A 25,725-nucleotide genomic window follows, 5' to 3' on the forward strand; every position below is an offset into this window, starting at 1 on the left:
GACGCCTGACCTTCCCCGAAAGCGCGCGCAGGCACGCGCCCACTACGGGCGTTCACCCGCGGCGATAAGCATGCCGGACGCGTGCACTGTGCAACCTTACGAACTCCTTCCGAAGACACGCATTTCCGTCGAGATGCGGTCACCATGGCAACGTGATAGAAGCAGCACTAGAAACCAACGAGGAAAAGCAGGACATGGATTTCTCCGTGCTGCTCGTGGACGACGACGAGCGCATCCGCCAGGCACTCGGACTCGCCCTCGCCGATGAGGGCTTCGACGTCGACGAGGCCGTCTCCGGCGAGGACGCGTTGAGCCGCCTCGACACCGACACGTTCGACGTCGTGCTGCTCGATCTCATGCTGCCCGGTGTGGACGGTCTTCAGGTGTGCCGAAGCCTGCGGGCGCAGGGAGATCTGCCGATCATCATCGTCACCGCGCGCACCGACACACCCGACGTCATCGCCGGTCTGGAAGCAGGCGCCGACGACTACGTGACCAAACCTCTGGTCGCAAGCGAATTGGCCGCGCGCATCCGAGCGCTGTTGCGACGGCGCGGCGGCCCGAGGCAGAACATCTCCTACCGCGTCGAGGACCTCGAAATCTGGCCGGACGAAGGCGTCGTCAAACGCGGCGACGAGGAAATCCGGCTCACCCGCACCGAGTTCCGCCTGCTCGCCGAACTGGCCTCAGCGGGCGGCCGGATCGTGACCAGGGAACAACTGCTGCAGCGGGTGTGGGGATACGACTACTACGGCGACACCCGGCTGCTTGACGTGCACATCCGCCGGCTCAGGACCAAGGTCGAGCACAATCCTGAAGACCCGGTGTTCGTGCTGACCGTGCGCGGCTCCGGTTACAAGATCGGGCCGCCGAGGTGATGTCTCGCCGTCCGTCGCTGCGCTGGCGGGTAGCCGCCGCGCTCGGCCTCGGCTCGGTGCTCGTCACCAGTCTGCTGGCGATCGCCACCTGGAACCTGGCGTCGGACTACATGCTCAGACAGCGCCTGCAGGCCACGACCCGCCAGGCACAGGTCAACCTCCGCCTGGTCGAGGAGGCCGTCCGCACGAACTCGGACGGACTGACCGAACTGCTGACCGGGCTCACCACCAATCCGGACTCCACGATCATGCTGTTCCGCGCGGACGAGGTGCTGACCAGCGGACGGCAGGTCGACCCCGCCGTCGTGCCCGGCGACCTGCTCGCGATGGCCCGCGACGGCACTCCGGCCAGGCAACGTCTGCGCGCGGACGGAATACCGGTGATCGCGGTGGCCCAGTCGCTGGCCGACGGGCGGGGTGTGTACGTAGAGCTCTTCCAGCTGGTCCAGCTGGACCGCACGTTCCGGTTCCTCAGCGGCCTGCTGATCGCCGGAACGGTGCTCAGCGGACTGATCGGCGTAGGGCTCGGTTCGTGGGCCAGCAGACGCGCACTGAGGCCGCTCACCGAGCTCACTGCCGCGGCCTCCCGCATCGCCGGCGGAGATCTGAAAGCACGGCTGCCGGACCAGGCCGACCCGGACCTCGGCCCGTTGGCGAACACGTTCAACTCCACGGCCGACGCACTGGAGCAACGAGTGCTGCGCGACGCCAGGTTCGCCGGCGACGTCAGCCACGAACTCCGGTCACCGCTCACGACGATGGTCAACGCGGCCGCCGTGTTGCGTCGCAGACAGGCCGAGCTGCCCGGCACCGCGGGCAAGGCACTCAGCCTGCTCACCTCCGAGGTGGACAGGTTCGCACGCATGGTGGTCGACCTGATGGAGATCAGCCGCGCTGACCAGGAGGCCGACCGTGAGGACTTCGAGCCGCTGGATGTCGGCGCACTCGTCCGAGGCGCCGCGAGCCTGCGACTGGATCCGGACGTCGAGATCGTCGTCGAGCCGCCACCCCCGCTTGTGCTCGGAGACAGGCGCAGGCTGGATCGGGTGATCGGCAACCTGATCGAGAACGCCGAACAGCACGCAGGAGGTGCTGTCCGGCTCGCGGTGCTCCATCACCGCGGGAACGTCCGGCTGGAGGTCGACGACGCGGGCCCCGGTGTCCCCAGTGACATGCGGACGCAGGTGTTCGAGCGGTTCACCCGCGGCGCCAGAGCAGGCAGCCGCGGCGCCGACACCGGCAGCGGGCTCGGTCTGGCGCTCGTCGCCGAGCACGTCCGCCGTCATCACGGTCGCGTGTGGATCGAAGATCGACCCGGTGGTGGAGCGCGGTTCATCGTGGAACTCCCGGAGGCAGCTGCATGAGAACCGTCATGGCCGTCGTGGCGTGCCTACTGATCGCCTCGTGCGGGGTGTCCACTCAGGACGAACCTGAGCCTCTTGGCACACCGACGGTGTCCGGCGAGGCACCCACCCCCGTCGTGACGCAGCGCCCGCACCACTCGACGCCCGCATCGAGTTCGAGCACTCCCGCCACGTCGACGGCGCCGACGCCCACTCCGTGAGCGATCGTTAGCGACTCGTCAGGTTCGGTCCCGCGCAAATTCGGACAGGATGGGAGGAATCCGCCGGAAGGACCTCGTTTTGACCCGAAGCCGTTCCATGCCTGCCGACGCGGAGGCCGTCTTCGACGTCGTCTCCGACCTCGACAACATGACCACCTGGCTGCCCGACGCCGTGGAGGTCGAGCTGTCCGGCCCCAACCTCATCCGGCTCTGGTTTCCCGGCCGCCACAACGATGTCGACGTCGAGCGCAGGGTCACCGTCGACTGGGACCGGCTGCGCATCACGTGGGGAAGCGAAACCACGACCAGCTGCTCAGGCACCCTGCAGGTGCTGCGGCTCACCCTCGATCGGAGCGCGGTCAGCGTGCGACTCACCGGCCCGCCCGGTGCATCAGTGAGCTCGGTCGACGCTTGGGTCGAGGCAGCACTGGACGCACTGCAAACAGTCGTTGCCGCCGAAAGACGCACAAAACAGGCAGTGCACCAACCCGCTCGGTGATCACAGCACCGTGGTTGCGGTACAACAGTCGCATGACTCGGTCCAAGGCCAGTGCGAATGACATCGACGCGCTCGCGGACGCCGTGCTCACCGCGTCACGCCTGCTGGTCGCCGTGTCCGCGCGCTCGCTCGCTGCGGTCGAGGACACGATCACCCTGCCGCAGTTCCGGATGCTCGTCATCCTGGACAGCCGAGGACCGTTGAAGCTCAGCTCGCTGGCCGAACTGCTGGACGTCAACCCGTCCACCGCGACCCGCATGGTCGACCGCCTCGTGGCGACGGGAATGATCGCCCGGCAGCCCAACCCGGCTACGCGCCGCGAGGTCGTCGCCGAGCTGACCGACGCAGGTCGCCGCGTCGTGCGCGGCGTGACGCGGCGGCGCCGCGCGGTGATCGGGAGGATCGTCGCGACGATGTCCGAGGATGAACGACGGGGACTCGTCGAGGCGTTGACCGCGTTCACCGAAGCAGGCGACGAACCTGCAGTGACCGCTGGAGACCTCGGCTGGATCTGACCACCTCAGCCCAGCCACTTCCCAGCGTCGATGGCGACTACCAGCGATACCAGCGCAATCATCGTCCCGATCACGATCTGGTTGATCTGGACAACAGAGCTGACGTCGGCGCGTGCGAGGAACGCCGCCGCGACAAGCGCTGCCGCCAGACCGATGTTGACCGTGCGCAGCCATGGAACGTCCAAGGGCGCCACTGCGCGCAGCATCCCCGCCAGCATGATCACCACGGCGAGGCCCAGCGAAGTCCAGTAAGGCCGGAAAACATGCTGTGCGGCTTGGAAATCGAGCAGTGGAGGAGCCGCGATCAGCCACACGCCCGCGAGGAACGTGAGAGTTCCTGTTCTGGCTTCCGATCGACAACGCTGTTCTTCACGCACACAGCAATCTTTGCTATGAGCAAGTGAAGCTTACGAGGCGTTGCGTGGATCGTAGGGAGTTCGCAAGGGACGGCCGCGCGATTCGTCAATAGCCTTACCGCTATCCGCCGTCACACAGCTTGAGATCCGAGAGGATGACCATGCTGACCGCGATGACGGCAGCGGCCCTCACGCTGGCCGCGCTCACCCCCACACCGGCCGCCGCTCCTTCTGGGAAAGTCACGATCGACGTCGTGACGGTCAACGGTTCCGGTTGCCCGGCCGGAACGACGGCCGTCGCGGCCGCCGCCGACAACACGGCTTTCACCGTGACCTACAGCGACTACCTGGCCCAGACCGGTGCCGGCGCCGATCCCACCGACTTCCGCAAGAACTGCCAGCTCGTGCTGCGCGTGAACTATCCGCAGGGATTCACCTTCGGCATCGCTCAGGCCGACTACCGCGGGTTCGCGCACCTCGCCGCTGGCGCACACGGTGTGGAACGCGCGAACTACTACTTCCAGGGTGAGTCTCAGAACACGCCCCGTACCCACACCTTCAACGGCCCGATGAGCGACAACTGGCAGGCCACCGACCGCGCCGAGGTGGGCAAGATCGTGTACGCACCGTGCGGTGAGCAGCGAATGCTGAACGTCAACACCCAGCTGCGGGTCCAGGGAGGCGCCAGCTTCATGACCATGGACTCCACCGACGCGAGCTTCAGCTCCAAGTACCACTTCTCCTGGAAGAAGTGCTGACGTTCGTCACCTTCCGCCGCCATTCCTCGCGAACGAGACGAAGGTGGTTTCCCCATGCTGCACACCCTGGCCGCAGCGGCCATGGCCATGTCGACGATCGTCATCCCGCCCGGCGGCGCCCCCGGTGACACTCCCCCGCCCGATCACATCACCATCGACGTGGTGACCGTCAACGGATCCGGCTGCCCCGCGGGCACCGCGGCCGTCGCGGTCTCACCGGACAACAAGGCGTTCACCGTCACCTACAGCGAGTACCTGGCCCAGGTCGGCGTTGGCGCCAAGCCCACCGACTTCCGCAAGAACTGCCAGCTCAACCTCAGAGTCAACGTCCCACAGGGCTTCACCTACGGCATCGCCCAGACCGACTACCGCGGCTTCGGCCACCTCGAACGCGGCGCGAGCGGTGTGCAACGCGCCAGCTACTACTTCCAAGGCATGTCGGACACCAGGCGCAAGACGCACAACTGGCGAGGTCCGCTCAGCGACGACTGGCAGGCAACCGACAAGGTCGAGGTCGCCGCGATCGTCTACCACCCGTGCGGAGAGAGGAGAAACTTCAACATCAACACCGAGCTGCGGGTGAGCGCAGGCTCCTCGGATCCCAAGACGACCACGAGTTTCATGACGATGGACTCCACCGACGGCTCCATCAACACCACCTACCACTTCGCGTGGAAGCGCTGCACGTAGAACACAAGCCGCCGTGCGCTGTTCTGGACTGCAGGGGTTCAGGACAGCGCACGGTCCTGTTGTGGACGGTCGAGCACGTTGCCGGTCGGTGGCAGCACGGAGGCGAGTATCCGCGTGCGGACGAACGGAAGACCTGCCAGCCGGAACATCCAGTCGCGCAGAACGATCCGCCACCTCGACGAAGGCGCCATCCACTCGGTGAACCGGCGGCCGAACTCCTGCGTGCGCGTGACCGGTGGTCGCATCCGTGCCTGGTACCGCGCCAGCGCCTCCTCCACATTGCCGTCGGCCAGCTCCTCTGCCAGCACGTACGCGCCTGTCATCGCCAGCGACGCACCATGCCCTGCGAACAACGACACCGCTCCGCAGGCATCCCCCACCAGGACGATCCGATCACGGTGCCAGTTGTCCATCTCCACCTGTGCCGCCTGGTCGAAGTACACGTCTCCGGACGACGCCTCCAACAGCTCGGGCACCACCCAGCCGAGGTCACCGAACCGGTCGCGGAGCGCAGCCGCCGGGTCGTCCGGCAGCCGCCAGTCGTCGGTCCGGTAGAGGAAGAACGAGGCGAACCCGCCTTCGCCCACGGCGTAACAGCCGATCATGCGGTTCGGCATCGTGAGCATCTGGTACCGCTCGCCGATGCGCCTGCTCAGGCCGACGTCCTGTGCCGAAAACGCCGCCACGTGATAGCCCAGATAGCGGACGAACTGCTCCTCGGACCCGAACGCCAGCTCCCGCACTCGTCCGGCGCGGTGCCGGATCGACACCGGCGGTCTTGAGGATCTCCCACACCGTGGAAGCCGCGATGGCGACACCAAGCAGCGCGAGTTCACTGTGGATACGTCGACATCCCCACGACGGGTTCTCGCCTGCCAGCCGTAGGACAAGCCGGCGGATCGAAGCGACCGTGCGCGGGCGCCCGGTTCACGCTCGCACAGGTATGCCGACCCTTCATCAAGTCGCGATGCCACTCAGCACCGTGTCCGGGCTAACCAGCAGTCGGAATCGGCGCAACGCCTCGCGGGTCAAGGGCTCGAGAAAGGCGGCAAGCAACGCCCTGTCCTCAGGCCGCAGTCGCGGGCGCTGATCGCCGAGCAGTCTGCGCAAGATCTCAAGCTGATGGCGTAGCGCGAGAATCTCGATGTCCTTTTCACGATTGCTCATGCGCAACAGCCATAGCGAAGCGAAGGCTTGGGAGACTGCGAGGTAGGCAAAGCGGACCAGCACGGCCGCGATCATGCCGGATGATGATCGACACCCTGCCGATGCCGCTGACCTGCACGGACGTACTTCTCGGCACGCACAGGGTCAGTTGGCTCGGCGCGAAGGCGGGGGCGACCAGTCGGGCGCCGAGGCTCAGCGCATAGGCGATGGCCAGGCCTGGGCTGTCATGGGTGGCGCCCTCCGCGTGAGCCTTCTGGAAGACCTTCGCACCCAGTCCGCTCAGGACAGTCTCTGAACACTCGATTTCCGCCGCTGCCGGGAGAACGCCGCGGGGTCATCCGGCGTGGACCGATCGAGCCGATCAGAGCTGAGCCACAGCACTGAACTGCTCGACAACCGCACCGCCCACGAGCGTCTGTTTCTGGTCGAACCGGGGATCGACCACCACGCCGGTTCCGTCGAGGAACGCTCCGGCGACGAAGGCGTCGAACTGGTCGTCGGACTCGATCAGAACGGTCGCGAGTTCCGGTACGTCGAAGCCCGCCGCGGTCCAGTTCGCGCCGGCATCGCTCATCGCCAGCGGATCGGTGAGCAACACGAAGCTGCCCAGCAAGGTGAACCGCACGTCGTTGACGCGATCGATGAGCACGACGAGTGGCGCGTAGTAGTTCTCGGTCGTCCGGTGAGCGATCATGGTGGCCCGGTCGAGCTCGACGACGAACGCTTCTCCCACTCGGACAGGCTGGCTGCCGCCAGCGACCCGGACCAGGTGGGAGTAGAGCCCGAAGGTGTCGTCCCTCCCGACACAGAACGGGTCGTCGCGGAGCAGCGCCCCGGCGATGTGCTCGTTCATGGTGCCGGCCGCTTCAAGCGCACCTGCTCTCGAGTAGCGCTGCACACGACCTCGGTTGCGCAGGTAGTACCGTCTGCCGTCCTCCAACTCGTGCGCCACTCCCCAGGTACCGAAGGTGTAGCGGTCCCTATCCGGTTTCCAGCCGATCAGAACGGGCCCGCGCGAGACCGACTCCTTGCTGTTGAAGACGCCCTGACCAGTGGGGCGCACGCGAAACCAGGTGTTGTAGTCGAAATCCTTCAAGTGCGGAGAGGTCTCGAACAGCTCGCTCCGGAGCTGACCCATCACCCGATGCGTCGGCCGCAGGCACAAGCCGTGCACAAGACCGACCGCAGGGTCTATGTCCTCCTCGTCGACCTCGACGAGGTGAGCTTTGGCATCGGACACGGGCCGATTGCACACCAGACATGAGGGCGGCGCAACGTTCCGTTGCCAGAGCTGCTGGCAGAGCGCGGTGCGGGCGAGGGCGGTCGGCGAACCGTCGGGGTCGGTGTCCGAGTTGATGCCGGACGCGAAGATTTCACGTCCCTCGATCAGCTCCGGGTTCGCGTTGATCAGCCGCAACACGCCATCGGTCGAGGATGCCCGCCTCAGCACCCGGTGTGGATTGCCTCCGATGTTCACGCGACCGTCCGCGAACCGCACGCGCTTGGCGCCGTCGTCGCCGAAGCGGATCATCTCCGCCAGCAACAGCTTTCTCTCGAAGTCCACGAGCACGACCTCGCGCCCTGACCGCAGGGTTTGGCCAGCCAGATCAATCGGTAGATCGGTGGACTCGGATGTGGCAGCGTCGCCGCCGAAGTAGGCGCCCATCATCTCCACGAGCCGCTCTGCCGTGACCGACTGCCGGTTCTTGGCCAAGGACAGGCAGGAGGCGATGAGGCTGCGCCACACAATCAGGGGCCGCGACCTCGGACCGGCTTGCGATGGCCACCACCGCCACCCGCTCATGTGCACCACCGGTCTCGACGTCCAGCACCACGACCACAACACGACCGAGGACGCGGCCGATGATCTCTTCGTCCGGACTCTCGCCCCTCAGGTCCTCGTAGTGGTGTCTGATCAACTCGCGGGTGGTCTCCAGCACCCTACGTTCGCTCGCGGAAATCGGATTCCCGTTGTGCGCACCGGGGTTGAGCCGCACGGACTCCGTCAGCTTCCGGAGGTCCTGCCGGATCGCCTTCGACGCCGCGTAGGACGTGGCGAACACGTAGCGGTCGTCCGCGTCGGGCCGCTTCAGGTGCTGACGCACGAACTGCCGGATCACTGACGAGTATTCCGAGCCGATCGCGGAGGACAACGAGAGACTTCGTTTCGCCTGCACGAGACAGCTGCGCCTCGCCGACTCGATCACCAGGTCGTCGATGCCCTCGTCGGTCTCGAAGCGCAGCTCCGTGATGTCGGCACCGGCCAGGCCGTCGACCACCAGATCCACACCCGTGAGCACCGAGAGCATCGCGAGCGCACCGAACCGGTGCTGGAAGTCCATCCCCGAGTTCGTCGCCGCCCCGCCACCTGTCACCTCGCCAACCTACTGCAGTGCTCCTGGTACGCAGATCGGCGGGGAGCGGACGTCACCCTCCTTTATGGACTATGAGCCCGTCTCCCAGGGACGACCGCGAGAGGAGACGGGAAACCGGTGGTGCTCAACAGAGAACCGGAGCACCCTTGCCACATGTTGTTCATCAGCTTTCGCGTCGGCGACGGTGAGGACAAAGCGGCCTGGCTGGACGCCGAGCTCAACCCGATCTTCGGCAAGGACGGGGTGTTCCGCTCAAGCAGGTCCATCAGTCTCGGACACGACTACGAACCGATCATGTGGGGGGCGGTCGAGAACTGCTCCGCGATGATCGTGGTGATCGGCGACAAGTGGCTGACCGAGTTCGGACCTCGGTTGTTCGAGCCGGACGACGTCGTCCGCAGGGAGATCGCGACGGCACTGGCCGCGGGCAAACCCGTGATCCCGGTTCTGGGGCACGGCGGGCGGATGCACGAAGCACACGAGCTGCCCGAGGATCTCTCCGAACTGGCCAGCCGCCAGTACATCCGGCTGACCTACCGCGACCCGCACATGCTCGCAGGACTGGTCGACCGCTTGATCGACTCGGTTCCCGAGCTCGCGATCGGTGTGCGGGAGGGGATCAAGGATCTGGCGACGTGGACTCGCGAACGTTCCGTGTTCGCCGGGCCCGAGCTGCCCGCAGACCTCGTGCTGCTCGGACGGGAGAACGCCGCCGAACAGCTGCAGTCCTGGCTGGCCGGGCCGCCCGGCAACCTGGTGGTCCAGGGCCAGACAGTGGACGAGGTGGCGGCGTTCGCCGCCGCCGTCCTGGAACGTCACGACCCGCACCACCGCGCGATATTGCTGACTTCAGAGGCGGGGTGGGAGCACGCCTCCAGGATTCCCCCGCAGTTCCCCGCCGTGGTGATGAGCGACAGCGTTCCTGTCCGGCAGACGCAGAAGACCAGGCACGTGATCGTCGCCCGCGACGGGTTCGAGGGTCGTGCCGAAGGGCTTGTCCTGCCACGGGTTCCCCGGGACCAGGCGCGTGAGGCCTTCCTCGCCCAGGGTCTGCCTTCACACAAGGCGGACGAGTACGCGGGTCTTGTCCGCCGCAGCCTCCGCGCAGTGACCCGCAGGCTGCACCCGAACGAGCCGCGCCCGACGTGGACGCAAGCGCCAGCCTCCACGATCGCGACGCCGTTGGTGCTGGTCAGCAGGTGGTCCGCGACGAACGAGGCCGATCACGCCGTGATCGCGCGCATCACCGGCCACGGCTACGCAGAGGTCGACCGGTTCGCGACGACGTCCGCGATCTCCGACGACCCGTTGGTCCACCGCAGCGGCTCCCGATGGCAGCTCGCCGACCCGTACGACGGGTGGAGCCAGCTGATGACCCTGGTGAGCGCTACGGACATGAGCAGGTTCAGCGACGCGGCCGCCGAAGTCCTGAGCGAGGTCGACCCGGTGCTCTCGCTCCCCGATCCGGAGGTGGCGTCGGCCGGCCTCAAGGGCATCGCCCGGAACTGGTCCGACGACCTCCGGGAAGGACTCGCCCACGGTCTTGCCCGCCTCGGCGACGCAGGGACGGCGAGGGTGGCGGGAGACGAAGCGCAGAACCACGCGGCACGCGTTGTCGTTCAGCTGCTGCGCAAGGCCAACGACGACCGCACAGGTCTGCTCTGGCGGTCCCTCAGCGACGTGCTCCCCCTGCTCGCGGAGGCTTGCCCACAGGTGTTCGTCGAAGCTGTGGACAGCGCACTTCGTGGTGACAGCCCGGTGCTGCGGGCAGTGTTCGAGGACACCGGAGAACGAACGTTGTTCCGGCACTCCGCGCACACCGGCCTGTTGTGGGCGCTGGAAACGCTGACGTGGGCCTCGGAGCACAGCACGCGCGCGGTGTTGCTCATGGCGCGCCTGGCCGAGATCGATCCCGGCGGCAGATTGAGCAACCGGCCGGCCCAGTCGCTGGTGGACGCCCTCACCCACCAACCGGTGAGCCCGATTCCCCTGGACCGCCGACCGGTACTCATCAACCAGGTGCGCGCACGTCACGCGGCCGTGGGATGGCAGTTGCTGATGGACCTGACCGAACCGAACCACTTTCTGATGTACCCGGCTCGCCCGAACGTGCGGATCGACTGGACCGGAGCCGAGCAGCCGTCGTCCGGGACGGCGGAGGCATACCGCGACGCCGTGTTCAGCGCCGTGCTGGCCGACCTGTTCGCGGTGCCGCGGCGCTGGGTGGAGTTCCTGCCGCACATCACCTGGCTTCCGCCGGTCTGTCGTGATCCCCTCCTCGCCGCTCTCGAGGCGGTCGACACCGAAGCTCTTGGCGTCGACGGCGCTCGCGAGCTGTGGGACGAAGGCAGCGAGCTCGTGCGGCACGAGGTGGCGAGTGCGGACGGGCCACAGCATCTCTCCCCCAAGCACATCGATCGGTTGTCTTCCTTCCTGGACCGGATCGAGCCGGAAGCCGACCCGACCAGGCACGCCTGGTTGTTCTCCTGGCATCCAGACCTGCCCGGCATCGACCCGGTGGACCACGAGCGCCATCACGGCGCGGTCGAGGAGCGGAGACGTGAGGTCGTCACCGAGGAGCTGGCCCGGCACGGCGTGGACGGCCTGTCACGCCTCGCGGCGGTGAGCAACAGGGGCGATCTGGTCGGCTGGACGCTCGCCGAGGTCGCGGGAGACACGGTGCGCGACGGGGTGTTCGCCGTCCTCGGAGACCGGTTCGCGAGCGGATGGATCCACTGCAGGGCACGAGATGGCGGGCACGACTGGGTCGCCCAGGCGGCTGCCGCGGTGCCGGAGGATCCGGCAGCCAGGATCTCCTTCCTGCTCGCACTGCCGGCGGAGTTGGCGATGGACCATGTCGCCGCGGAAAGCGAGGAGGTGCGCGACCGGTTCTGGTTGTCGGCTCCGGCGTTCCCGTACCCTGCGGAGCGGGCCGAGGAGTACCTGGCCGAGATCCTCGGCCGTGACCGGCCGGAGGCGGTCATCGACGCGTTGGCGTTGGCGTTGCACGAAAACAGCGGCGCCTGGCGGCCGTCAGCCGATCTCATCGAGGCTGCCTTCGACAACCTGTTGAAGCACCCAGGTCGAGTCACCTCACGCATTGACTACGAGGTGGGAAAACTCCTCACGTACCTCCACGTCATCGGGCATGATCTGCAGGCCGTCGCGAGGTGGGAGATCGTCCTCTCGGGCCTGTTCCACAACCGGCAGCCGAAAGCGTTGCTGGAGCTGATCGCCGCCGACCCCCGCGCGTTCGTCGAGCTGCACCGGTTCCGCTACCTGCCGACCGGGAAGCTGAACCCCATGGCGATGGCGTTCTTCATGACCGGCGAAAAACTGCGTTGTGTCCCGGGACAGACCGGAGACCGCGTCGACCGGGAGTTCCTGCTCGGTTGGGTCCGGCAGGCTCGCAAGGCCCTGGCAGACGCCGATCTGCTGAGCAGCGGTGACAGGTCCATCGGCTCGTTGATCTCCGCCGCGCCGAAGGGTGAGGACGGAGCCTGGCCGGTCGAGGCCGTCCGGGACGTGCTGGAGCTGGAGGACGCCCACGAACTGCGGGACGGGTTCGGCATCGGGCTGGCCAACAACGACGGGTTCTCGACCAGGGGCCCGTACGAAGGAGGCAGGCAGGAACGGGAGGAAGCCGCGCAGTACACGGCCTGGGCGGACCATGTCGAGAGCGGCTGGCCGTATACCGCCCAGACCCTCCGCGACCACGCGGAATCTCTGCTGGCCCAGGGCAGATACTGGGACCAGCGAGCCGAGGATCACCAGGACGAGTAACCAAGAGCGGCGGGGTGGGTCAGTGTGAGAAGCCGCGCGCCTCGAACAGCAAACGCCTCGTTGACTGCAGCCTCCTGTACCGCTCGAAAAGTCATCGCTGCAGCTCAAGGTGTCGTGCGAGTTCGGAGGTGAACATCCGCGGACCAGAGCGCGCCGGTTTCGGCGTGCCTGCCGCCAGCATCGCCGCCGCCCGGCCGCGGTCACGCGACACCAGCAACGTCGCCGCGACACCGGCCAGCGCCAGCCCGGCGATGCGGTCGGCCGCACGAGCGGCCGGACCGGCCGGTGGCGCCGCTGGTGATGGCTCATGCGGAACGTCAAGACCCGCTCGCCGCCAGGCCACCTGCTGAGCCTGTTGCGCGCCGAACTCGCTCAGGGCGCACAGCGCGTCGGCGAACAGGCCGAGCGGACGCTGTGCCATCGCCTGCGCCACCGCGTTGCCGACCGTCAGCACCCGCTCGCCATCCGCCCGAGCGGCGACCGACGCCCGCAACATCGGCGTCGCGTCCACAAAGGACAAAGCGCTGGCGAGCGACTGCAAAGCCCGCGGAACAGGCAGCACACTGCTCGCCGCCGCCCAAGCGAGCCCGGCAGTCGTGACGCCCAGGTCGAACAGCGCGTGTGGTAGCGGGCGCTGGCCGGTCACTGCTCGACGGAGGTGCGCTCTGCGGGGGTGTGCTCGGTGGCCGGCTTCTCCTTGCGCGCCATGCGCTCCGCGACCAGTACGCCGGTACCGATCGCCACCGTCACCGGCCACTCGAGCAGCCCGAACAAGGCCAGCACACCGAGACCCGCGAAGTACGCCAGATGCTCAGGCGATGGCAAGAGCGACGGGAGGGTGTGAGTCACGACCTGCTCACGCTCGTCCTCCGCCTGCGTGGTCTCCTTCGGGCGAACGGCGGTCGGCATGGGAATCCTCCAATACCCGCGCGGACGATGGTCCGACAATCGACGTTACGACCACGGGCGCCCATCTGCGAGTGGCCAGTTCCACACCCGACCTGACCTCGGTCGCGGCCAGAACCAGCGGAGCCGAGTTGCCCCGCTCTGCCACTCACTCCGTCGTGCGGCGCAGCAGCCGGTGTGTGCGCCGGACGGCGGCCAAGCGCTCGTCGACGTTGATCGCCAAGGCGCGAACGACCGGATCATCCGGGCCGCGGCGCTCACGGATCTCCGAGAGCCGGTCGTTGACCATGATCGGATGACCGTCCGGACTGGTCGTCATGTCGCAGTACCACAGCGCGTCCCGCAGCCGGCCGGATTCGTCCTCGAACACCGCGAGCCGGTCGCCGAGCCTGAGCACCTCGGCGACGGCAGCAGCACCGGAGTGATGCGCCACCAGCGCGCACAGACGGCGAGCGACACCTGCCCGGAGCAGGTACTCCGCACCGTCGAGCGAATGCAGCCCCATGCCGACGAGCTCGGCGGCGTAACCGATGTCGTGCAGGCAGGCCGGGCAACCAGAAGGTCCTGCTCTTCGACAGGCAGCACCCGAGCCACCTGTTCGGCTCGGCGCGCGACACCCGCGGTGTGCGACCAGCGGCGGGGCAAGCGCTCGGCGAGCAGCCGGTGTGCCGTGTTCCGCGCCCAACCCGACACACCGGTCGCCGACAGGTCAGATAGCCCACGCGGGAAATCCTTCGCGCGAGCACGCACCGCCCGTTCCACCAGGAGAGGCACGAACTCCCGCACTGTCGCACGGGCGAAACGCGCTCGGGCACTCTCGACCCACTCGTGCACCAGGCTCGGCGGCACCAGGTCGTGGTCCCGGACCAGCCGCGCTTCCAGGCGCCGGATCTGGTCCTCCTCCAGGCATGGAGGGCCTACGTGACGAAAGAGACGACACCGCCTACCCGGCGCGCCCCTCGCCGTCCTGTGGCGGCCTCGCGCCCAACCGGGCAGCCAGATGGCGTGCCGCGACGGTGTAGCCCTTGAGCCGCAGCCGCCGTCTCAGCCGAGTGTCTCGATGTCGGTGAGCTCTTCCCCGATCTCCTTGGCCCAGGCGTCGATCGACTCCCAGTCGCGGAAGTCGCCGAATCTGCCGCCCGCTGCGCGGAACATCCAGACACCGGCCTTGTCGAAAGCCTCGGGGGTGACGACACCGGTGAACAGCCGATGGCCCAGCGGACGTACGTCGTCCAGTTCCGCCAGGATGTCGGCTTCCTCCAGGGCCACCCACTTCCGCATCGGGCCGCGATACGCGCCGGGCAGGCCGACGCTGAACAACCACACCGGCTTTCCGGCGAGTGCCTTGCGTTCCCGTGACAGGAACGCACTCGCGTTGGGCAGCCAGGCCTGATCGTGCACCGCGCTGCCGAGCACGAACGCCTCGTAGCCGTGCACATCCGCAATCTCGTCGACGTTGCACGTCTCCGTTTCGTGGCCGAAACCACGTACGACGCCGGCGATCCGCTGCGCGACGCTCTCGGTCGATCCGGCGGCCGTCGCGAATCCCACGAGCACCTTCATCCGGTCCTCCTGTTCTCCGTCGTCACCGGCGGAGTGTCTTGCGACGGATGAGTCCGACGACGGCCGTACCGAGGAACAGCACGATTCCGATGATGGCCAGCCACATCAGACCTTTGAAGGCGAACCCGATGACGGACATGACGAGCCAGAGCACCAGCAGGACGATCACGAGGACCAGCATGATGTTCTCCGATCCGTCGGGACCGCGGTCCCGACATTTGGGTTGCGAAGTGCGGGTTCGGTGCGGTCAGTTGCTCTCCACGGGTGACTGCGCGCGCCAGGCCGTCAGGTTGAAGGTGACCCGCGTGGCGCGCCCCAGCCGGCCGGCCAGCGCGGCGATCAGGGGCGGCAGCTCGGCGGCCAGGTCCGAGCTGCGCGGCCACCAAGCCCCGTCCACGAACACAGAGGCTTCAACGCCACGCGGCAAGCAGTCGGTGTGCGCCCGGTTCCACCGGGTCCGTCGTTCCTCATGACCGCCTCCAGACCACCGGCATCCAGGGGTCAGCGAACCTTCTCGGGGATCCGGTCGAGCGTCCTCAGCAGCTTCATCGCCAGCGCGCGGGACTGTTCGACCGTCAACGGCGTGTCGGCCTTCAGAACGTCCTGCACCAGCTTTACGCGTTGTTCGTAGCGAGACACGTACACCGGTTCCGTGACCATCGCTCCTCCTTCTCCTGATGACACACGCCTGGTACCTCCATGGTCGATCCAGTCCCCTGCGTCCAGAAGAGCGGAAGGGCACGTGCTACGGCAGACCAACTGCCCTGACACCGCGGTTCCCCGCACTGTTCAGCTGGAAGTGCGACAGGACGCAGGGTTCATCCATATTGGACAGTGCTGAGAGGATCCGTCAGATCATCCGGTGATCCGGCCCTCGGTCAGCGTGCCGGTCTTGTCGGTTAACAGGACCTCGATGTGCTCCAGATCCTCGATGCACAGCAACCGTTTCACCAGCACCTTGTGCCGGGCGAGCTGCCGTGAGCCCACCGCAACGCCGGTGGACACCACCGCGGGCAGCAGCTGCGGGGAGATGCCCACCGCGATGGCCAGGGAGAACAACAGCGCGTCGAGAACAGGTCGGTCCATCACCAGGTTCACCGCGAAGACAGCGACGGTGAGCACAGTCGCGACCTTCACCAGCAACATCGAGAACCGGCGCAGCCCGATCTGGAACTCCGTCTCCGGTTGCCGTTGCCCGAGACCGAGCGCGATCCGCCCGAACTCGGTCGCACCGCATCGCACTCGCCACCACGACGTCCATCGGACGCGCCGCCGAAGAGCCTCCGACGACACGCTTCCCGCCCACCACAGTTCTGTCCACAGCAACGATGCTCGCGACACGTGTGGCACCAGGCGAGGGACCAAGGACCTGGTTCCACACCTGTACAGTCCTCCATCGGAACAACGTGATCCGGTGAATCCCAGCAGGCCCAGGTGAAGCCGGTCAGGTGGTGGCTCGGTGTGCGGACACGCCGCCGCAACACCAGGGCCCTGCGGATTCCGCACCGTGACTCGGACAGCGCCCGGTGGACGGATGGTCAACCTCGCCGACGTGTCCGGCGAGGCTGCGCAGTGAGGCTGCGTTGTCCGAGCCCACTGCGTCACCGCGCGATCGCCCGCACGCCGGCGCATTCCGCGAACCTCACCCAGATCGACACCTGCTTCGTCGCGCGGAACATGGACGCGGCCAAGGGGCCGCCGATGCTCAGACCGGACAGGAGATCTCCAGCGCCTGCCGCCGCGGCGCCGGGACCCCGTCGAGGTGAACGAGGAGACGAGCGCACAAACTGGTGGAGGCAAGTGATGGCGACGTCGCCCAATCCGATGACCATCACCTGACCCGCTAGACGTCGAGCGGGACGCCGTTCTGCAGCACGGTGCGCACGCTCAGCTCGTCGTCGAGCACGAGCACGTCCGCGCGGTCGCCGGGACGCAGCAGGCCGATGTCCTTGCCGGGGAACAACCTCGCGGGTGTCCGAGTGGCGGCGTCGAACGCCTGCTCCACGCCCACGCCCGCCGCGTCGCAGGCGTGCCGCACCGCGTCGACGAGCGTGATCGTCGACCCGACCAGCGTGCCGTCGGCGCGGCGGGCCACCCCGCCGACGACGTCGAACTCCACCTCGCCCAACTGGTAGTGCCCGTCCGGCTGTCCGCAGGCGGCGAGCGCGTCGGTGACCAGCACGATCCGGCCGGGTGCGGCCTGGAAGGCGAGCCGGATGGTCTCCTGCGCGAGGTGGCTCGGATCGGCGATCAGGCCGAGCAGCACCTCATCTCGAGTCAGCGCGGCGCCGACGATGCCGGGGTCGCGGTGGGTGAACGGTCGCATCGTGTCGAACAGGTGCGTGACCAGCCGTGCTCCGCGGTCGAACGCCGCGTGCGCCTGCGCGGCGGTGGCGTTGCTGTGCCCGCAGGACACCAGCACTCCGGCGCGCACGCACTCAGTGACCACCTCCAGAGCGCCGGACAGTTCGGGGGCGAGCGTCACCTGGGTCACCGGTCCCGCCGCCAGCAACCGGCGCACCAGCGCGACGTCCGGTGCCCGCAGCAACTCCACCGGATGGGTACCGGGTCGCTGCGGCGACAGGAACGGCCCCTCCAGGTGGACACCCAGAATCCGAGCTCCACCGTTCATCCGGGCCTTGTCCGCCGCAGTGATCGCGGCGATCGTCTGCTCCGGTCTGCTGGTGATCAGGGTCGGCTGGTACGCGAGCACACCGGTCCGCGCGAGTCCCGCACCGGCATGAGCGAAGGCCTCCGCGTCCGCGTTCAGGAAGTCCACCCCGGCGAACCCGTTGACCTGGAGGTCGACCAGCCCCGGCACCGCCAGACCACGTCCATGCCCTGGCACACCGACCGCCGCGACCCGGCCCCCGGCGTCGATCTCGACGTCACCACGCCGGTACACGCCGCCGACCAGCGCCGCGGCCACACCCAGGCGCATCACGCACCGGCCCGTTCACCCTGCGCCTCGTGGAACTCGGTGAACGCGGCGAACGCGCGAGCGCCGTACACGGTGGCCGGGCCACCGTTCATCAAGAAGGCCACCCCAATGGCCTCCGCCGCCTCCTGCGGCGTCGCTCCGTGCTGCACCGCGCCGTGGGCGTGCGCGGCGATGCAACCGTCGCATTCCTTGCTCACCGCGATCGCCAGCGCGATCAGCTCCTTGGCCTTGGTGTCCAGCGCGCCGGGCGCCAACGCGGCCTCGTGCAACTCGCGATACCCCTGGTACACACCAGGAATCGCCTGCCGCAACGCGCGAGTAGGCGCCCGCAGCGCCTCTCGCACCTCTTTGCCGTAGCTCATGTCCCACCTACCTCCCGAGAACTCATCGCACCGCCGTCTCAGCCGAGCGTTTCGGTGTCGGTGAGGTCTTCCGCGATCTGGTTCGCCCAGGCGTCTATCGCCGCCCAATCTCTGAAGTCTCCGAACCGGCCACCCATGAGCCGGAACTTCCACGCGCCGACTTTGCCGAACGTCTCGGGGGTGACCACGCCGGTGAACAGCCGGTGCCCCAGCGGGCGCACATCAGACGCCAAGTTCGCCAGGATGTCGGATTCCTCCAAGCCGGCCCACTTCCGCATCGGCCCCCGCAACGCACCAGGTAAGCCGACACTGAACAACCACACCGGTTTGCTGGACAGCGCCTGGCGTTCCCGTGACAGGAACGCCGCCGCGTTGGGCAACCAGGCTTGGTTGTGCACCGCGCTGCCGAGCACGAACGCGTCGTAGCCGCGCACGTCGGTCACCTCGTCCACGTTGTGCGTCTCCACCTCGTGGCCGTACCCGCGCACGATTCCCGCGATCCGCTGCGCGACGCCCTCGGTCGATCCGGCGGCTGTCGCGAAACCGACGAGCACCTTCATCCGACCCTCCTGAGGTTGCACGCTGCCTTGCGTTGTTGGAGGTTCGCCCTGTCGTCGAACCATGATCTGAGTCTGTTCGTCACTGTTGGACGAACGGAACAGTCCTTGGCGTGCATCAGCACGGGACCTTCGCCTCTTTTCCGCGTTCTCGCAATTGAGGCGCACGACGAACGATTGCATTCCTCGTGACGCCCGATCAACTCACGCCACCTGGACAAACGCGTGACGAAACGGCCCCTTGCCTCCCCGTCGTCACGGAAATAAAACTGATAATCCAACGCAGAACCTGGCCGCAGCACCGGCACACATCAGGAAGAATTCTTCTCGAACCTTCCGATGACACATCTAGCCGGAACGCGTCCGCACGAATGAGACGAGAGGTAGAGCAACGATGAAATACGGACGTTCTTTCTCCTGGCGCAAGCTCATGACGAGCACGGCGACCGCATGCCTGGCCGCAGCCGGGATCACGGGAGTTGTGTCGCTGTCGGGTGCTTCCGCGGCCACGCAGCAGGGCCCCTCCGACACCGGCACCGAGGTGGGGATCGCCCAGATCGCGCCGGGCAGTGGCACCTTGTTCTTCGACTGGGGCTGCGACGGCAGCTACAGCTCTGTCACGATCACTTTCAACGCCGACGGGACGTTCGCCACGAGCTCCGGCAACAGCGGCAGGTGGGTCCGCATCGGCGGCACCGCGCCGGGCAACGTGGCGGGCATGCTCACCTTCCAGTACAACGGCCTGACCACGACCTACTCCAGCGTGACCACCAGCCGGTCCGCGAGCGGCGTCCAGTCCACCTTCGCCCCAGGCGGGAACGGATGCCACTACATCCTGGGGACGGGGCTGATGACGGCCGAACACGACGACAGCCACGACGACGCCGGCACCCCGATCACGCGATAGAGCACGGCGGCCGCTCGTCTGTCCACAACAGACCGTGATCAGCCGGGACCCAGGGGCCGGTCGCGCGCTTGCGACACCGGACAGCAGATCTGCCGCTGGTGTCCGAAGAGCTCAAGACCTGCCCGGAGGGTCGACACAGACCATCAGGCTGCTCGCGCCGGCGTTCCGGGGTGCAGTCGGTTCCGCAACCGTGCCAATGCCCGGCTCTCGATGCGGCGGACGCTCTCGGTCGGCAGCCCGCGCGAGCCGCAGTGGCTCATCACGCAGATCTGGTGAGGTCGCAGGCCGAACGCAGCTGCCGTGGTGTCGTCGTGGATGTGGTCGACCTCCTGGATCTCCAGGAAGTGTTTGCCGGAGCCGAGGCCGCCGACCTGCCCGAGTCCCGTTCGAGCGCTCGGGCGCTGCTCCGGGTCGGGTCGGCGCCGAGCACCACGCCTCGGTCTTCGCAACGGTCCAGGTCGCGTTGCACGCCATGCCGACAGTCCAGCGCATAGGGCACTCCGTCGGCGAGCACGCGGCGCAGCTGCGGCTCACCGGACAGGCTCTACACCCCTCCCCCGTGCATCCCGCGGGGTATCGCGTGGTCGAGGATGTTCATCACAGCCTCGAGATGCGGGGTGAGCGTGGCCCGGTCGATGCCAGGCAGGGGTCGCGATGTTGACGACCTGCTCGAGTGCGAGGTCGGCACACGGGTCTGGCAGCAGTTCCTCCGAGGCGAACACGATGCCGGGAACGCGCATCCGGCCGTGTGGTTCGATCCTCAGCCGGAACCGTCCTTCCCGGATGAGGTTCATCGGTGTCGCCATCGCACGACGAGTCGGTCTTCCACCTGGGTCACGTCGGTGCCGAACTCGGCGCAGGCCTTGGTGAACCTGTCGTAGATCCATCGCGCCTCGTCGCGATGCGCCAGTCTGGTGTAGCCGAACCCCAGCGACAACGGGACCGCCTCCAGTTCGAGCGGTCCCCGCTGGTCCAGTGTGACCAGGAAGAGCAGGCCGAAGTCGTTGCGCAGGAAGGGATCCCTGGCGTAGTCGTCGATGAAGTCGCCCAGGTCGAACAGGATCCGCCACGCCACGCCGTGGAAGACGTGCGCCGAGTGACCGGCGATCAGCGTGGCGCCCGCGTCGACCAGCTGTTGTGCGGCGGTTCGGACGTGGGGCACCGGCTCCCTCGTCATGTTCGGGCCCCAGTGCGGGGTGACGAGAACGATGTGGTCCCGCGCCGCCAGTTCCCGGATGGCGCGCACGAGCCATTCCGGTACGCCGAACCGCAGGTCTGCGTAGGCCACGCCGGGACGGTCGGTCCCCGCGGCGGCCTCACGTGGATGGTCGGTGATACCGAGCACAGCGACTCGCGTGTCGCTGTGCTCCAGAAGGACCGGGGCGTGGGCAGCGGCAGAGTCCAGTCCCGCACCGGCCACCTTGATACCCGCCTGGGCCAGGTGTGCCAGCGTGTCGGTAAACGCCGGCGCGCCGTAGTCGAGTGCGTGGTTGTTGGCCAGCGTCACGCAGTCGACCCCGAGCGCTGTGAGCGTCTTCACCGCGACGGGCGGCGCACGGAAGTGAAACCTCCTGCCCGCCACCGGGCGCCCGTGGCTGGACACACAGCATTCGAGGTTGAGCACGAACAGATCGGCACGGTCGATGGCCGAACGGACGCCGCCGGAGAACAGCTCGTTCGGCTCCACTGCCTCCAGCCGTTCCGCGACGCCCCTGCCCAGCATGGTGTCGCCGGCCAGTGCGATCGTGATGGCCACGGCCTCCTCCTGTCGTCGCGCCGGGTCAAACGTCCACCATCGCCGTGCACGACCACCGGCCAGCACGCTCTTCGGAAAGCCGCAGCGCGTGCAAAGCGACTGCCTTCGGCACGGGACCGGTCAGGGTCGCGGCGTCGACGTCGTGCAACGCGAACCGCAGCCGCACCCCGTCGGCCACCAGGCTTGCATCGATCACGACCGGGAGTTGCCCGCGAGCGTCGATGCGGAAGATGACCTCGTCGAGCACTGCGGCGAGCAGGTCGTCGTCACTGCTTGCGGCGATCGTGCGTTCGGTGATCGAGGCCGGGCTGCTGTGTCGTGGTTCGGCGACGCTTTCGACCAGTGCGGTTACTGCTTCGACGAGGCAGCCTTCCCTGGTCGGTGCCCACGCTTCGAGGCGCAGGTCCGCAGTGTGGGGCACGGTCCGGTGCCCGGAGCCGCGGCCGCTCATCCGCTCGCGGGCGAGAGCAGCCCGTAGTGACCGTCGTAGCGGTGGTACAACACGTGGCCGCGGGCGTGCTCGCCCTCCAGGAAGAACAGGAACGGCAATCCCGTCGCCTCCAGCCGGGTCACGGCTTCGTCGGTGCTCAGCAGTGGCGCCGGAACGGCGCTGATCGTCATCGGCGTCGAGTGTCCGCTCAGCTGCTCGACCGGTGCGGGATCGACCTGGGCCAGGCGGTATCCAGTCGGTCCGGCGCGGTACAGCACGCTGTCCTGTCCGGTGTTCTGCTCGGTGAACAGGTGGAAGTCGTAGTCCATCTGGTCCATCTCGAAAGCGGCCTCGTCGAGGGTGATCCGGGCCGGGGTGAACGACTTGTGCCGCACGATCTCCCGCTCGTCCACCGGGCGGGGGAACCAGCCGGGCCGGTGCTCGGGCAGCTCGCCGTGGCGCCACTCGTGCGGCTCGGCCGAGGGTTCCACACCGCGGATCGCCTCCCAGTGCCGGGCCGCGCGCTCGAGCCGATGCCGCAACCTGCCCTCGACGACGTCCACCGCCTCGCGCGTCGTCGGCCCTTCGGCGACGGCGCGGATCATCCGGCCGTTGACGTCGAGGTTCACCTGCACCACGACGGGCAGTTCGACTGCCGGGTCCTCGTGCCTGGTCAGCCGGACCCGCGCGGACAGCACCGGTTCGTGGGCGAGCGGGAGGACCGCGGCGACCTTCTCCCGTGCGTAGTCGGCCACTCCCAGCGGGAACGTGCCATGTTCGGACACCTGCACCTCGGGAGCCGCTGCCTGATGACCTCTGCGCATCATTCCTCCTCCCCCTCCGACGCTGGCACGTCGCCTGCTCGCCGGTCAGGGACGAAGGTCCTCGATGAGCGGGGGTCTCCGCGGTGGAGCGAGGACAACAGTTCGGTGGCGATGCGATGTGCCTTGCGATCGGCGATCGCGGTGGCGCCCTGGTGCTCCGGCGGTTCTCCCGTCACGTGGACGAGCTCCGCAGCCAGCACCTGCAGCCTCAGGTCGGACCGTTCGGCGATGTCGGTCAGCAGGCGTTGAGCTGCGAAGGAGTTGATGCGGCACAGCCCCATGACGATTCCGGTCGCCCGCTGCACTTCGTCTCGTGACTGCAGCACCGCGAGGACGCGCTGAGTGCGTTCCTCAGGGCCGGAGAACGCCGTCATCGCGGCGACCGCCGACGCCACAAGTCGTTCATAGCGGGACACCACGTCCGCCACAGCATCGTCCGCCCCGCCGGCCAGGTAGGTCGACACCACGATCAGACTGCCGTCGTCGCGCAGGCCTGGCACCACGACGACGCCGCGCGCCTTGCGCAAAGTGTGAGAATGCTGGGGGAACGCTTGACACGCCCGCCGAAGGTCGAGCTTGGGCCATCGGTGGTCATGCCAGAGGTCGGCGCTGGTGACGGACCGCTGCGCGGACGCCGCACTGAGCACCGGACCCATGTCGTTGCGGACCTGGATCTCCTGCAACGCGGACGCGACGCCGTGCGTGCCCAGTACGACCGGCCGGTGGTGCCGCCGGCGAGGACGCAACGCTGCGATGTCCGCACCGACGAGATCCGGCAAGTCGCGCGCGATGCCGCGCAGGACCATGCCGAAGAACTCGTCGAGCCAGATCTGTCGTGACTGCAAGGCTCTCCTTCTCCTGTCAGGTGGCGCCGATTGCGAGCAAGGCCATCTCGACGCCGTAGTCCATCCACTCGCCCTGACCCCAGTAGCGGTAGCAACTGGTTTCCGCGGCGAGCAGGTGGAAAAGGGCCCGGCGGTACCGTGGATCGGAGGTGGGCACACCGCGAGCGCGCAGGTTGCGGTGAAACAGCGCGCTGGCACGCTCCATGGGAGTCAGGACGTCGTCGTAGCCCTCGACCCAGGACCTGTCATCGGTCCAGCTGCCGCCACGCATGTGGAAGTGCGGATAGGCCGTGCTCAGTTTCGCGATGACCTCGTCGAGCCTTTCAGGGCCGTCTCCGGGTGTGAACCTCTGCCAGACCAGATGCTGGAACACCGGCTGGACGGCGGGCAACATCTGTTGTGACACGCCGGATCTGCGCAGATGTTCGATGTACTCGCTGACGTTCACGATCGGGGTGCTCGTGCCGGAGCACTCCGCCATCGTCTCGAAGTACTTGGGCGGGAACTCGTTCATCATCACCCCGCCGTTCTCCCCGTCGGCGATCTGGGTCACCAGCGGAGGAACCACCCGGTCGTCGATGCGCTGCGGAGCCAGGCCGAGAGCCTCGTAGTAGGGCTGCATCTGGCCCACGAGCTCGGTGTCACTGCCCTGGGTCTTGATGACTGCGGTGATCTCGACTGTGTCGCCGCGCGAGTTGGTGCAGCGCAGCCGATGCGGGACGTGCGGAGATGTGACGGCTGAGCCATCGGCACGTTCGACGGTGTGTTCCTGCACGAGAACCCAGTGATAGCCGCGGTCGACGAGGGTGCGCACGAACTCGTGGGCGACATCAGGGTGGTTGGGCAGCGCCATCTCGGCGGGCGAGAAGCCACGGACGCGGCTGAGCGCCTCCAGGCCGAAGATGGCGGCGAAGTGGTGCTGCCACGCCCGCACGTGCAACCGGTAGTCCTGCACCGGCGTGGACGGCGCCACGGCGTGTCCCCACGGGCTGCCAAGCCATTCCACGGCGTGGTTGTAGCCGGGGTCGCAGGTGATGGTGGTGAGCGCGTCGAGCACGTCGTGCAGACCCATCTGGCGCAGGCCGTACAGCAGGGTGCCCGAGTAGTCCAGCATGATCCGGGGCTGCAGCCCTCGAGCGAGCAACTGCGGGATGAACTCCCCCATCCGCTTGTAGCACCAGTGAAACACCGAAGCGTTGTAGTTGTCGCCGATGTCAGGATGTTCGACCATCCACTGCAGGTTGCCGATGATCCGCGCGGTGGCGGGATCTCCGGCGGGGATCAGCGGCTGGTGCATGTGCAGGGCGATGGCGAACGCGCTGTGTGCCTGCGAGAGGTCGATTCGCGGTTCAGGTGTCATGGCTGCGGCGATCGCCTGTTCGATCAGAGCTTCCTGACCGCAGATGTTGGGCAGCCCGTCGACGTGCTCGGTCAACTCGGTCATGACTGTCCCTTGTGGTCACTAGCACCGGATGTGGTCGTAGATGTTCACGTGGTGCTGTGCTGCTTCCGCCAGGAGTGGTCGGCGCGCATGGCGTTGGTGACCAGCTGCCGGAACGCGCCGGGCGCGGAGAACCACAGGCCGATCGTGCGGTGCAGCGCGGTCTCCAGCGCCTGCTCGTCGGTGTGCTGGAAGGTGAAGCCGTTGCTGGGCGTGCCCGTCCCGCAACCAGAGGCGTTCCCTCAGTCTTCGTTTGTTCTCGTACTTGCCCTCCACCGCCACTGCGGTGAAGTGGGCTGGGATCTGCGGGTTCCAGCTGGCGTAGTCCACCCCGTTGAGCACCCCGCCGAACTTGACCTGGTGGACGTGCAGGGCGTGCCCGAGACCGTTGCCGTGATCGCCGTACCGCGCTTCCACGGAGTGATTCGGGGAGACGGTGGTGACGAAGTTGGAGTACACGATCCCGCCTTTGAGCAGGTTGACACCGCCGTTGTGGCCAAGCCGGTCCGTGTGGCCGGAAGCGCTCCGGGCGGCCCAACCGGCTTGCCCACAGCACCTGGTCGCCGGCCACGCCCTGATACCTGAAGTTGTGCACGGTCAGGCACACG

General features: G+C 67.5%; 31 protein-coding genes and 1 pseudogene. 8 read left to right on the forward strand and 24 right to left on the reverse strand.

Annotation, left to right across the window (positions count from 1 at the left end; all coding sequences use genetic code 11):
• Positions 1-194: 194 nt before the first annotated feature.
• From LFM09_RS34135 to LFM09_RS34150, 4 genes are all read left to right on the forward strand, one after another.
• Positions 195-878, forward strand: coding sequence for a response regulator (locus tag LFM09_RS34135; RefSeq protein ID WP_414100708.1), 684 nt, complete (start codon positions 195-197; stop codon positions 876-878).
• Positions 878-2,242 carry an ATP-binding protein gene (locus LFM09_RS34140; RefSeq protein WP_414100709.1) on the forward strand — a complete coding sequence of 455 codons (1,365 nt, stop codon included), beginning with the start codon at positions 878-880 and terminating at the stop codon, positions 2,240-2,242. The genes LFM09_RS34135 and LFM09_RS34140 overlap by 1 nt, the downstream gene beginning before the upstream one ends.
• A gap of 249 nt (positions 2,243-2,491) precedes the next feature.
• Complete coding sequence (locus LFM09_RS34145) at positions 2,492-2,941, forward strand: SRPBCC family protein (RefSeq protein WP_414100710.1); 450 nt, start codon at positions 2,492-2,494, stop codon at positions 2,939-2,941.
• Positions 2,942-2,973: 32 nt separating this feature from the next.
• Entirely contained in the window at positions 2,974-3,456 is a 483-nt protein-coding gene (locus LFM09_RS34150; protein WP_414100711.1) for a MarR family winged helix-turn-helix transcriptional regulator, read from the forward strand.
• Positions 3,457-3,461: 5 nt separating this feature from the next.
• Here LFM09_RS34150 and LFM09_RS34155 read toward each other — a convergent pair whose 3' ends face one another.
• On the reverse strand, positions 3,462-3,833 hold the full coding sequence (locus tag LFM09_RS34155; protein ID WP_414100712.1) for a hypothetical protein: 372 nt from the start codon (positions 3,831-3,833) through the stop codon (positions 3,462-3,464).
• Positions 3,834-3,973: 140 nt separating this feature from the next.
• On the opposite strand from LFM09_RS34155, the gene LFM09_RS34160 reads away from it, so the two are divergent.
• Together LFM09_RS34160 and LFM09_RS34165 are read left to right on the forward strand one after the other, a co-directional pair.
• Positions 3,974-4,570, forward strand: a complete 597-nt coding sequence (locus tag LFM09_RS34160; protein WP_414100757.1) for a DUF4360 domain-containing protein — start codon at positions 3,974-3,976, stop codon at positions 4,568-4,570.
• A 54-nt stretch (positions 4,571-4,624) separates the two neighbouring features.
• Complete coding sequence (locus LFM09_RS34165) at positions 4,625-5,260, forward strand: DUF4360 domain-containing protein (protein WP_414100713.1); 636 nt, start codon at positions 4,625-4,627, stop codon at positions 5,258-5,260.
• Between the two features lie 38 nt (positions 5,261-5,298).
• Here LFM09_RS34165 and LFM09_RS34170 read toward each other — a convergent pair whose 3' ends face one another.
• From LFM09_RS34170 to LFM09_RS34185, 4 genes are all read right to left on the reverse strand, one after another.
• Entirely contained in the window at positions 5,299-6,030 is a 732-nt protein-coding gene (locus LFM09_RS34170) for an FAD-dependent monooxygenase (protein ID WP_414100714.1), read from the reverse strand.
• A 187-nt stretch (positions 6,031-6,217) separates the two neighbouring features.
• Positions 6,218-6,502, reverse strand: coding sequence for a hypothetical protein (locus tag LFM09_RS34175; protein ID WP_414100715.1), 285 nt, complete (start codon positions 6,500-6,502; stop codon positions 6,218-6,220).
• A 286-nt stretch (positions 6,503-6,788) separates the two neighbouring features.
• The gene (locus tag LFM09_RS34180) at positions 6,789-7,991 is read right to left on the reverse strand and encodes a hypothetical protein (protein ID WP_414100716.1); all 1,203 of its coding nucleotides are present in this window, start codon (positions 7,989-7,991) and stop codon (positions 6,789-6,791) included.
• 43 nt (positions 7,992-8,034) lie between these two features.
• A complete protein-coding gene (locus tag LFM09_RS34185) occupies positions 8,035-8,802 on the reverse strand; it encodes a hypothetical protein (protein ID WP_414100717.1) in 768 nt (255 codons plus the stop codon).
• A gap of 153 nt (positions 8,803-8,955) precedes the next feature.
• On the opposite strand from LFM09_RS34185, the gene LFM09_RS34190 reads away from it, so the two are divergent.
• Complete coding sequence (locus tag LFM09_RS34190; RefSeq protein ID WP_414100718.1) at positions 8,956-12,585, forward strand: TIR domain-containing protein; 3,630 nt, start codon at positions 8,956-8,958, stop codon at positions 12,583-12,585.
• Positions 12,586-12,676: 91 nt separating this feature from the next.
• Here the strand turns inward: LFM09_RS34190 and LFM09_RS34195 are convergent, their stop codons facing one another.
• The 12 genes and pseudogenes from LFM09_RS34195 to LFM09_RS34250 form a co-directional block, all read right to left on the reverse strand.
• Complete coding sequence (locus LFM09_RS34195; protein ID WP_414100719.1) at positions 12,677-13,231, reverse strand: hypothetical protein; 555 nt, start codon at positions 13,229-13,231, stop codon at positions 12,677-12,679.
• Positions 13,228-13,494, reverse strand: a complete 267-nt coding sequence (locus LFM09_RS34200) for a hypothetical protein (RefSeq protein WP_112267854.1) — start codon at positions 13,492-13,494, stop codon at positions 13,228-13,230. Before LFM09_RS34200 ends, LFM09_RS34195 begins: the two co-directional genes overlap by 4 nt.
• 145 nt (positions 13,495-13,639) lie before the next feature.
• Positions 13,640-13,996, reverse strand: coding sequence for a hypothetical protein (locus LFM09_RS34205; protein ID WP_414100760.1), 357 nt, complete (start codon positions 13,994-13,996; stop codon positions 13,640-13,642).
• Positions 13,997-14,289: 293 nt separating this feature from the next.
• Positions 14,290-14,340 (reverse strand): annotated as a pseudogene (locus tag LFM09_RS34210) (hypothetical protein); the annotation flags it as partial.
• A 195-nt stretch (positions 14,341-14,535) separates the two neighbouring features.
• Positions 14,536-15,054: a flavodoxin domain-containing protein gene (locus tag LFM09_RS34215; RefSeq protein ID WP_414100720.1), complete on the reverse strand. Its 519-nt coding sequence runs from the start codon at positions 15,052-15,054 to the stop codon at positions 14,536-14,538.
• Between the two features lie 22 nt (positions 15,055-15,076).
• On the reverse strand, positions 15,077-15,235 hold the full coding sequence (locus LFM09_RS34220; RefSeq protein WP_198680899.1) for a hypothetical protein: 159 nt from the start codon (positions 15,233-15,235) through the stop codon (positions 15,077-15,079).
• Positions 15,236-15,301: 66 nt separating this feature from the next.
• Complete coding sequence (locus tag LFM09_RS34225; protein WP_414100721.1) at positions 15,302-15,451, reverse strand: DUF5994 family protein; 150 nt, start codon at positions 15,449-15,451, stop codon at positions 15,302-15,304.
• A gap of 104 nt (positions 15,452-15,555) precedes the next feature.
• Positions 15,556-15,714, reverse strand: a complete 159-nt coding sequence (locus tag LFM09_RS34230; RefSeq protein ID WP_198680898.1) for a DUF6307 family protein — start codon at positions 15,712-15,714, stop codon at positions 15,556-15,558.
• 195 nt (positions 15,715-15,909) lie between these two features.
• Positions 15,910-16,395 carry an HAD-IC family P-type ATPase gene (locus LFM09_RS34235; protein ID WP_414100722.1) on the reverse strand — a complete coding sequence of 162 codons (486 nt, stop codon included), beginning with the start codon at positions 16,393-16,395 and terminating at the stop codon, positions 15,910-15,912.
• Positions 16,396-16,897: 502 nt separating this feature from the next.
• Positions 16,898-17,995, reverse strand: coding sequence for an N-acetylglucosamine-6-phosphate deacetylase (gene nagA / locus LFM09_RS34240; protein ID WP_414100758.1), 1,098 nt, complete (start codon positions 17,993-17,995; stop codon positions 16,898-16,900).
• On the reverse strand, positions 17,995-18,357 hold the full coding sequence (locus LFM09_RS34245; protein WP_112267848.1) for a carboxymuconolactone decarboxylase family protein: 363 nt from the start codon (positions 18,355-18,357) through the stop codon (positions 17,995-17,997). Before LFM09_RS34245 ends, nagA begins: the two co-directional genes overlap by 1 nt.
• A gap of 38 nt (positions 18,358-18,395) precedes the next feature.
• Complete coding sequence (locus LFM09_RS34250) at positions 18,396-18,917, reverse strand: flavodoxin domain-containing protein (protein ID WP_414100723.1); 522 nt, start codon at positions 18,915-18,917, stop codon at positions 18,396-18,398.
• A gap of 391 nt (positions 18,918-19,308) precedes the next feature.
• Here LFM09_RS34250 and LFM09_RS34255 point away from each other — a divergent pair, with 391 nt between their 5' ends.
• Entirely contained in the window at positions 19,309-19,821 is a 513-nt protein-coding gene (locus LFM09_RS34255; RefSeq protein ID WP_414100724.1) for a hypothetical protein, read from the forward strand.
• A gap of 143 nt (positions 19,822-19,964) precedes the next feature.
• Here the strand turns inward: LFM09_RS34255 and LFM09_RS34260 are convergent, their stop codons facing one another.
• From LFM09_RS34260 to LFM09_RS34290, 7 genes are all read right to left on the reverse strand, one after another.
• Positions 19,965-20,270, reverse strand: coding sequence for an RtcB family protein (locus LFM09_RS34260; RefSeq protein ID WP_414100725.1), 306 nt, complete (start codon positions 20,268-20,270; stop codon positions 19,965-19,967).
• Positions 20,271-20,611: 341 nt separating this feature from the next.
• On the reverse strand, positions 20,612-21,577 hold the full coding sequence (locus LFM09_RS34265) for a CapA family protein (RefSeq protein WP_414100726.1): 966 nt from the start codon (positions 21,575-21,577) through the stop codon (positions 20,612-20,614).
• A 25-nt stretch (positions 21,578-21,602) separates the two neighbouring features.
• Complete coding sequence (locus LFM09_RS34270) at positions 21,603-21,998, reverse strand: archease (RefSeq protein WP_414100727.1); 396 nt, start codon at positions 21,996-21,998, stop codon at positions 21,603-21,605.
• 26 nt (positions 21,999-22,024) lie between these two features.
• A complete protein-coding gene (locus tag LFM09_RS34275; protein WP_414100728.1) occupies positions 22,025-22,831 on the reverse strand; it encodes a sigma 54 modulation/S30EA ribosomal C-terminal domain-containing protein in 807 nt (268 codons plus the stop codon).
• A complete protein-coding gene (locus LFM09_RS34280) occupies positions 22,831-23,676 on the reverse strand; it encodes an ANTAR domain-containing protein (RefSeq protein ID WP_414100729.1) in 846 nt (281 codons plus the stop codon). The genes LFM09_RS34275 and LFM09_RS34280 overlap by 1 nt, the downstream gene beginning before the upstream one ends.
• Positions 23,677-23,692: 16 nt before the next feature.
• The gene (locus LFM09_RS34285; protein WP_414100730.1) at positions 23,693-25,120 is read right to left on the reverse strand and encodes a glycosyl hydrolase family 57; all 1,428 of its coding nucleotides are present in this window, start codon (positions 25,118-25,120) and stop codon (positions 23,693-23,695) included.
• A gap of 18 nt (positions 25,121-25,138) precedes the next feature.
• Positions 25,139-25,696 carry a glycogen/starch synthase gene (locus tag LFM09_RS34290; RefSeq protein ID WP_414100759.1) on the reverse strand — a complete coding sequence of 186 codons (558 nt, stop codon included), beginning with the start codon at positions 25,694-25,696 and terminating at the stop codon, positions 25,139-25,141.
• Positions 25,697-25,725: the final 29 nt, after the last annotated feature.

It is taken from the genome of Lentzea alba (assembly GCF_047445655.1).
Lineage (GTDB): Bacteria > Actinomycetota > Actinomycetes > Mycobacteriales > Pseudonocardiaceae > Lentzea > Lentzea alba_A.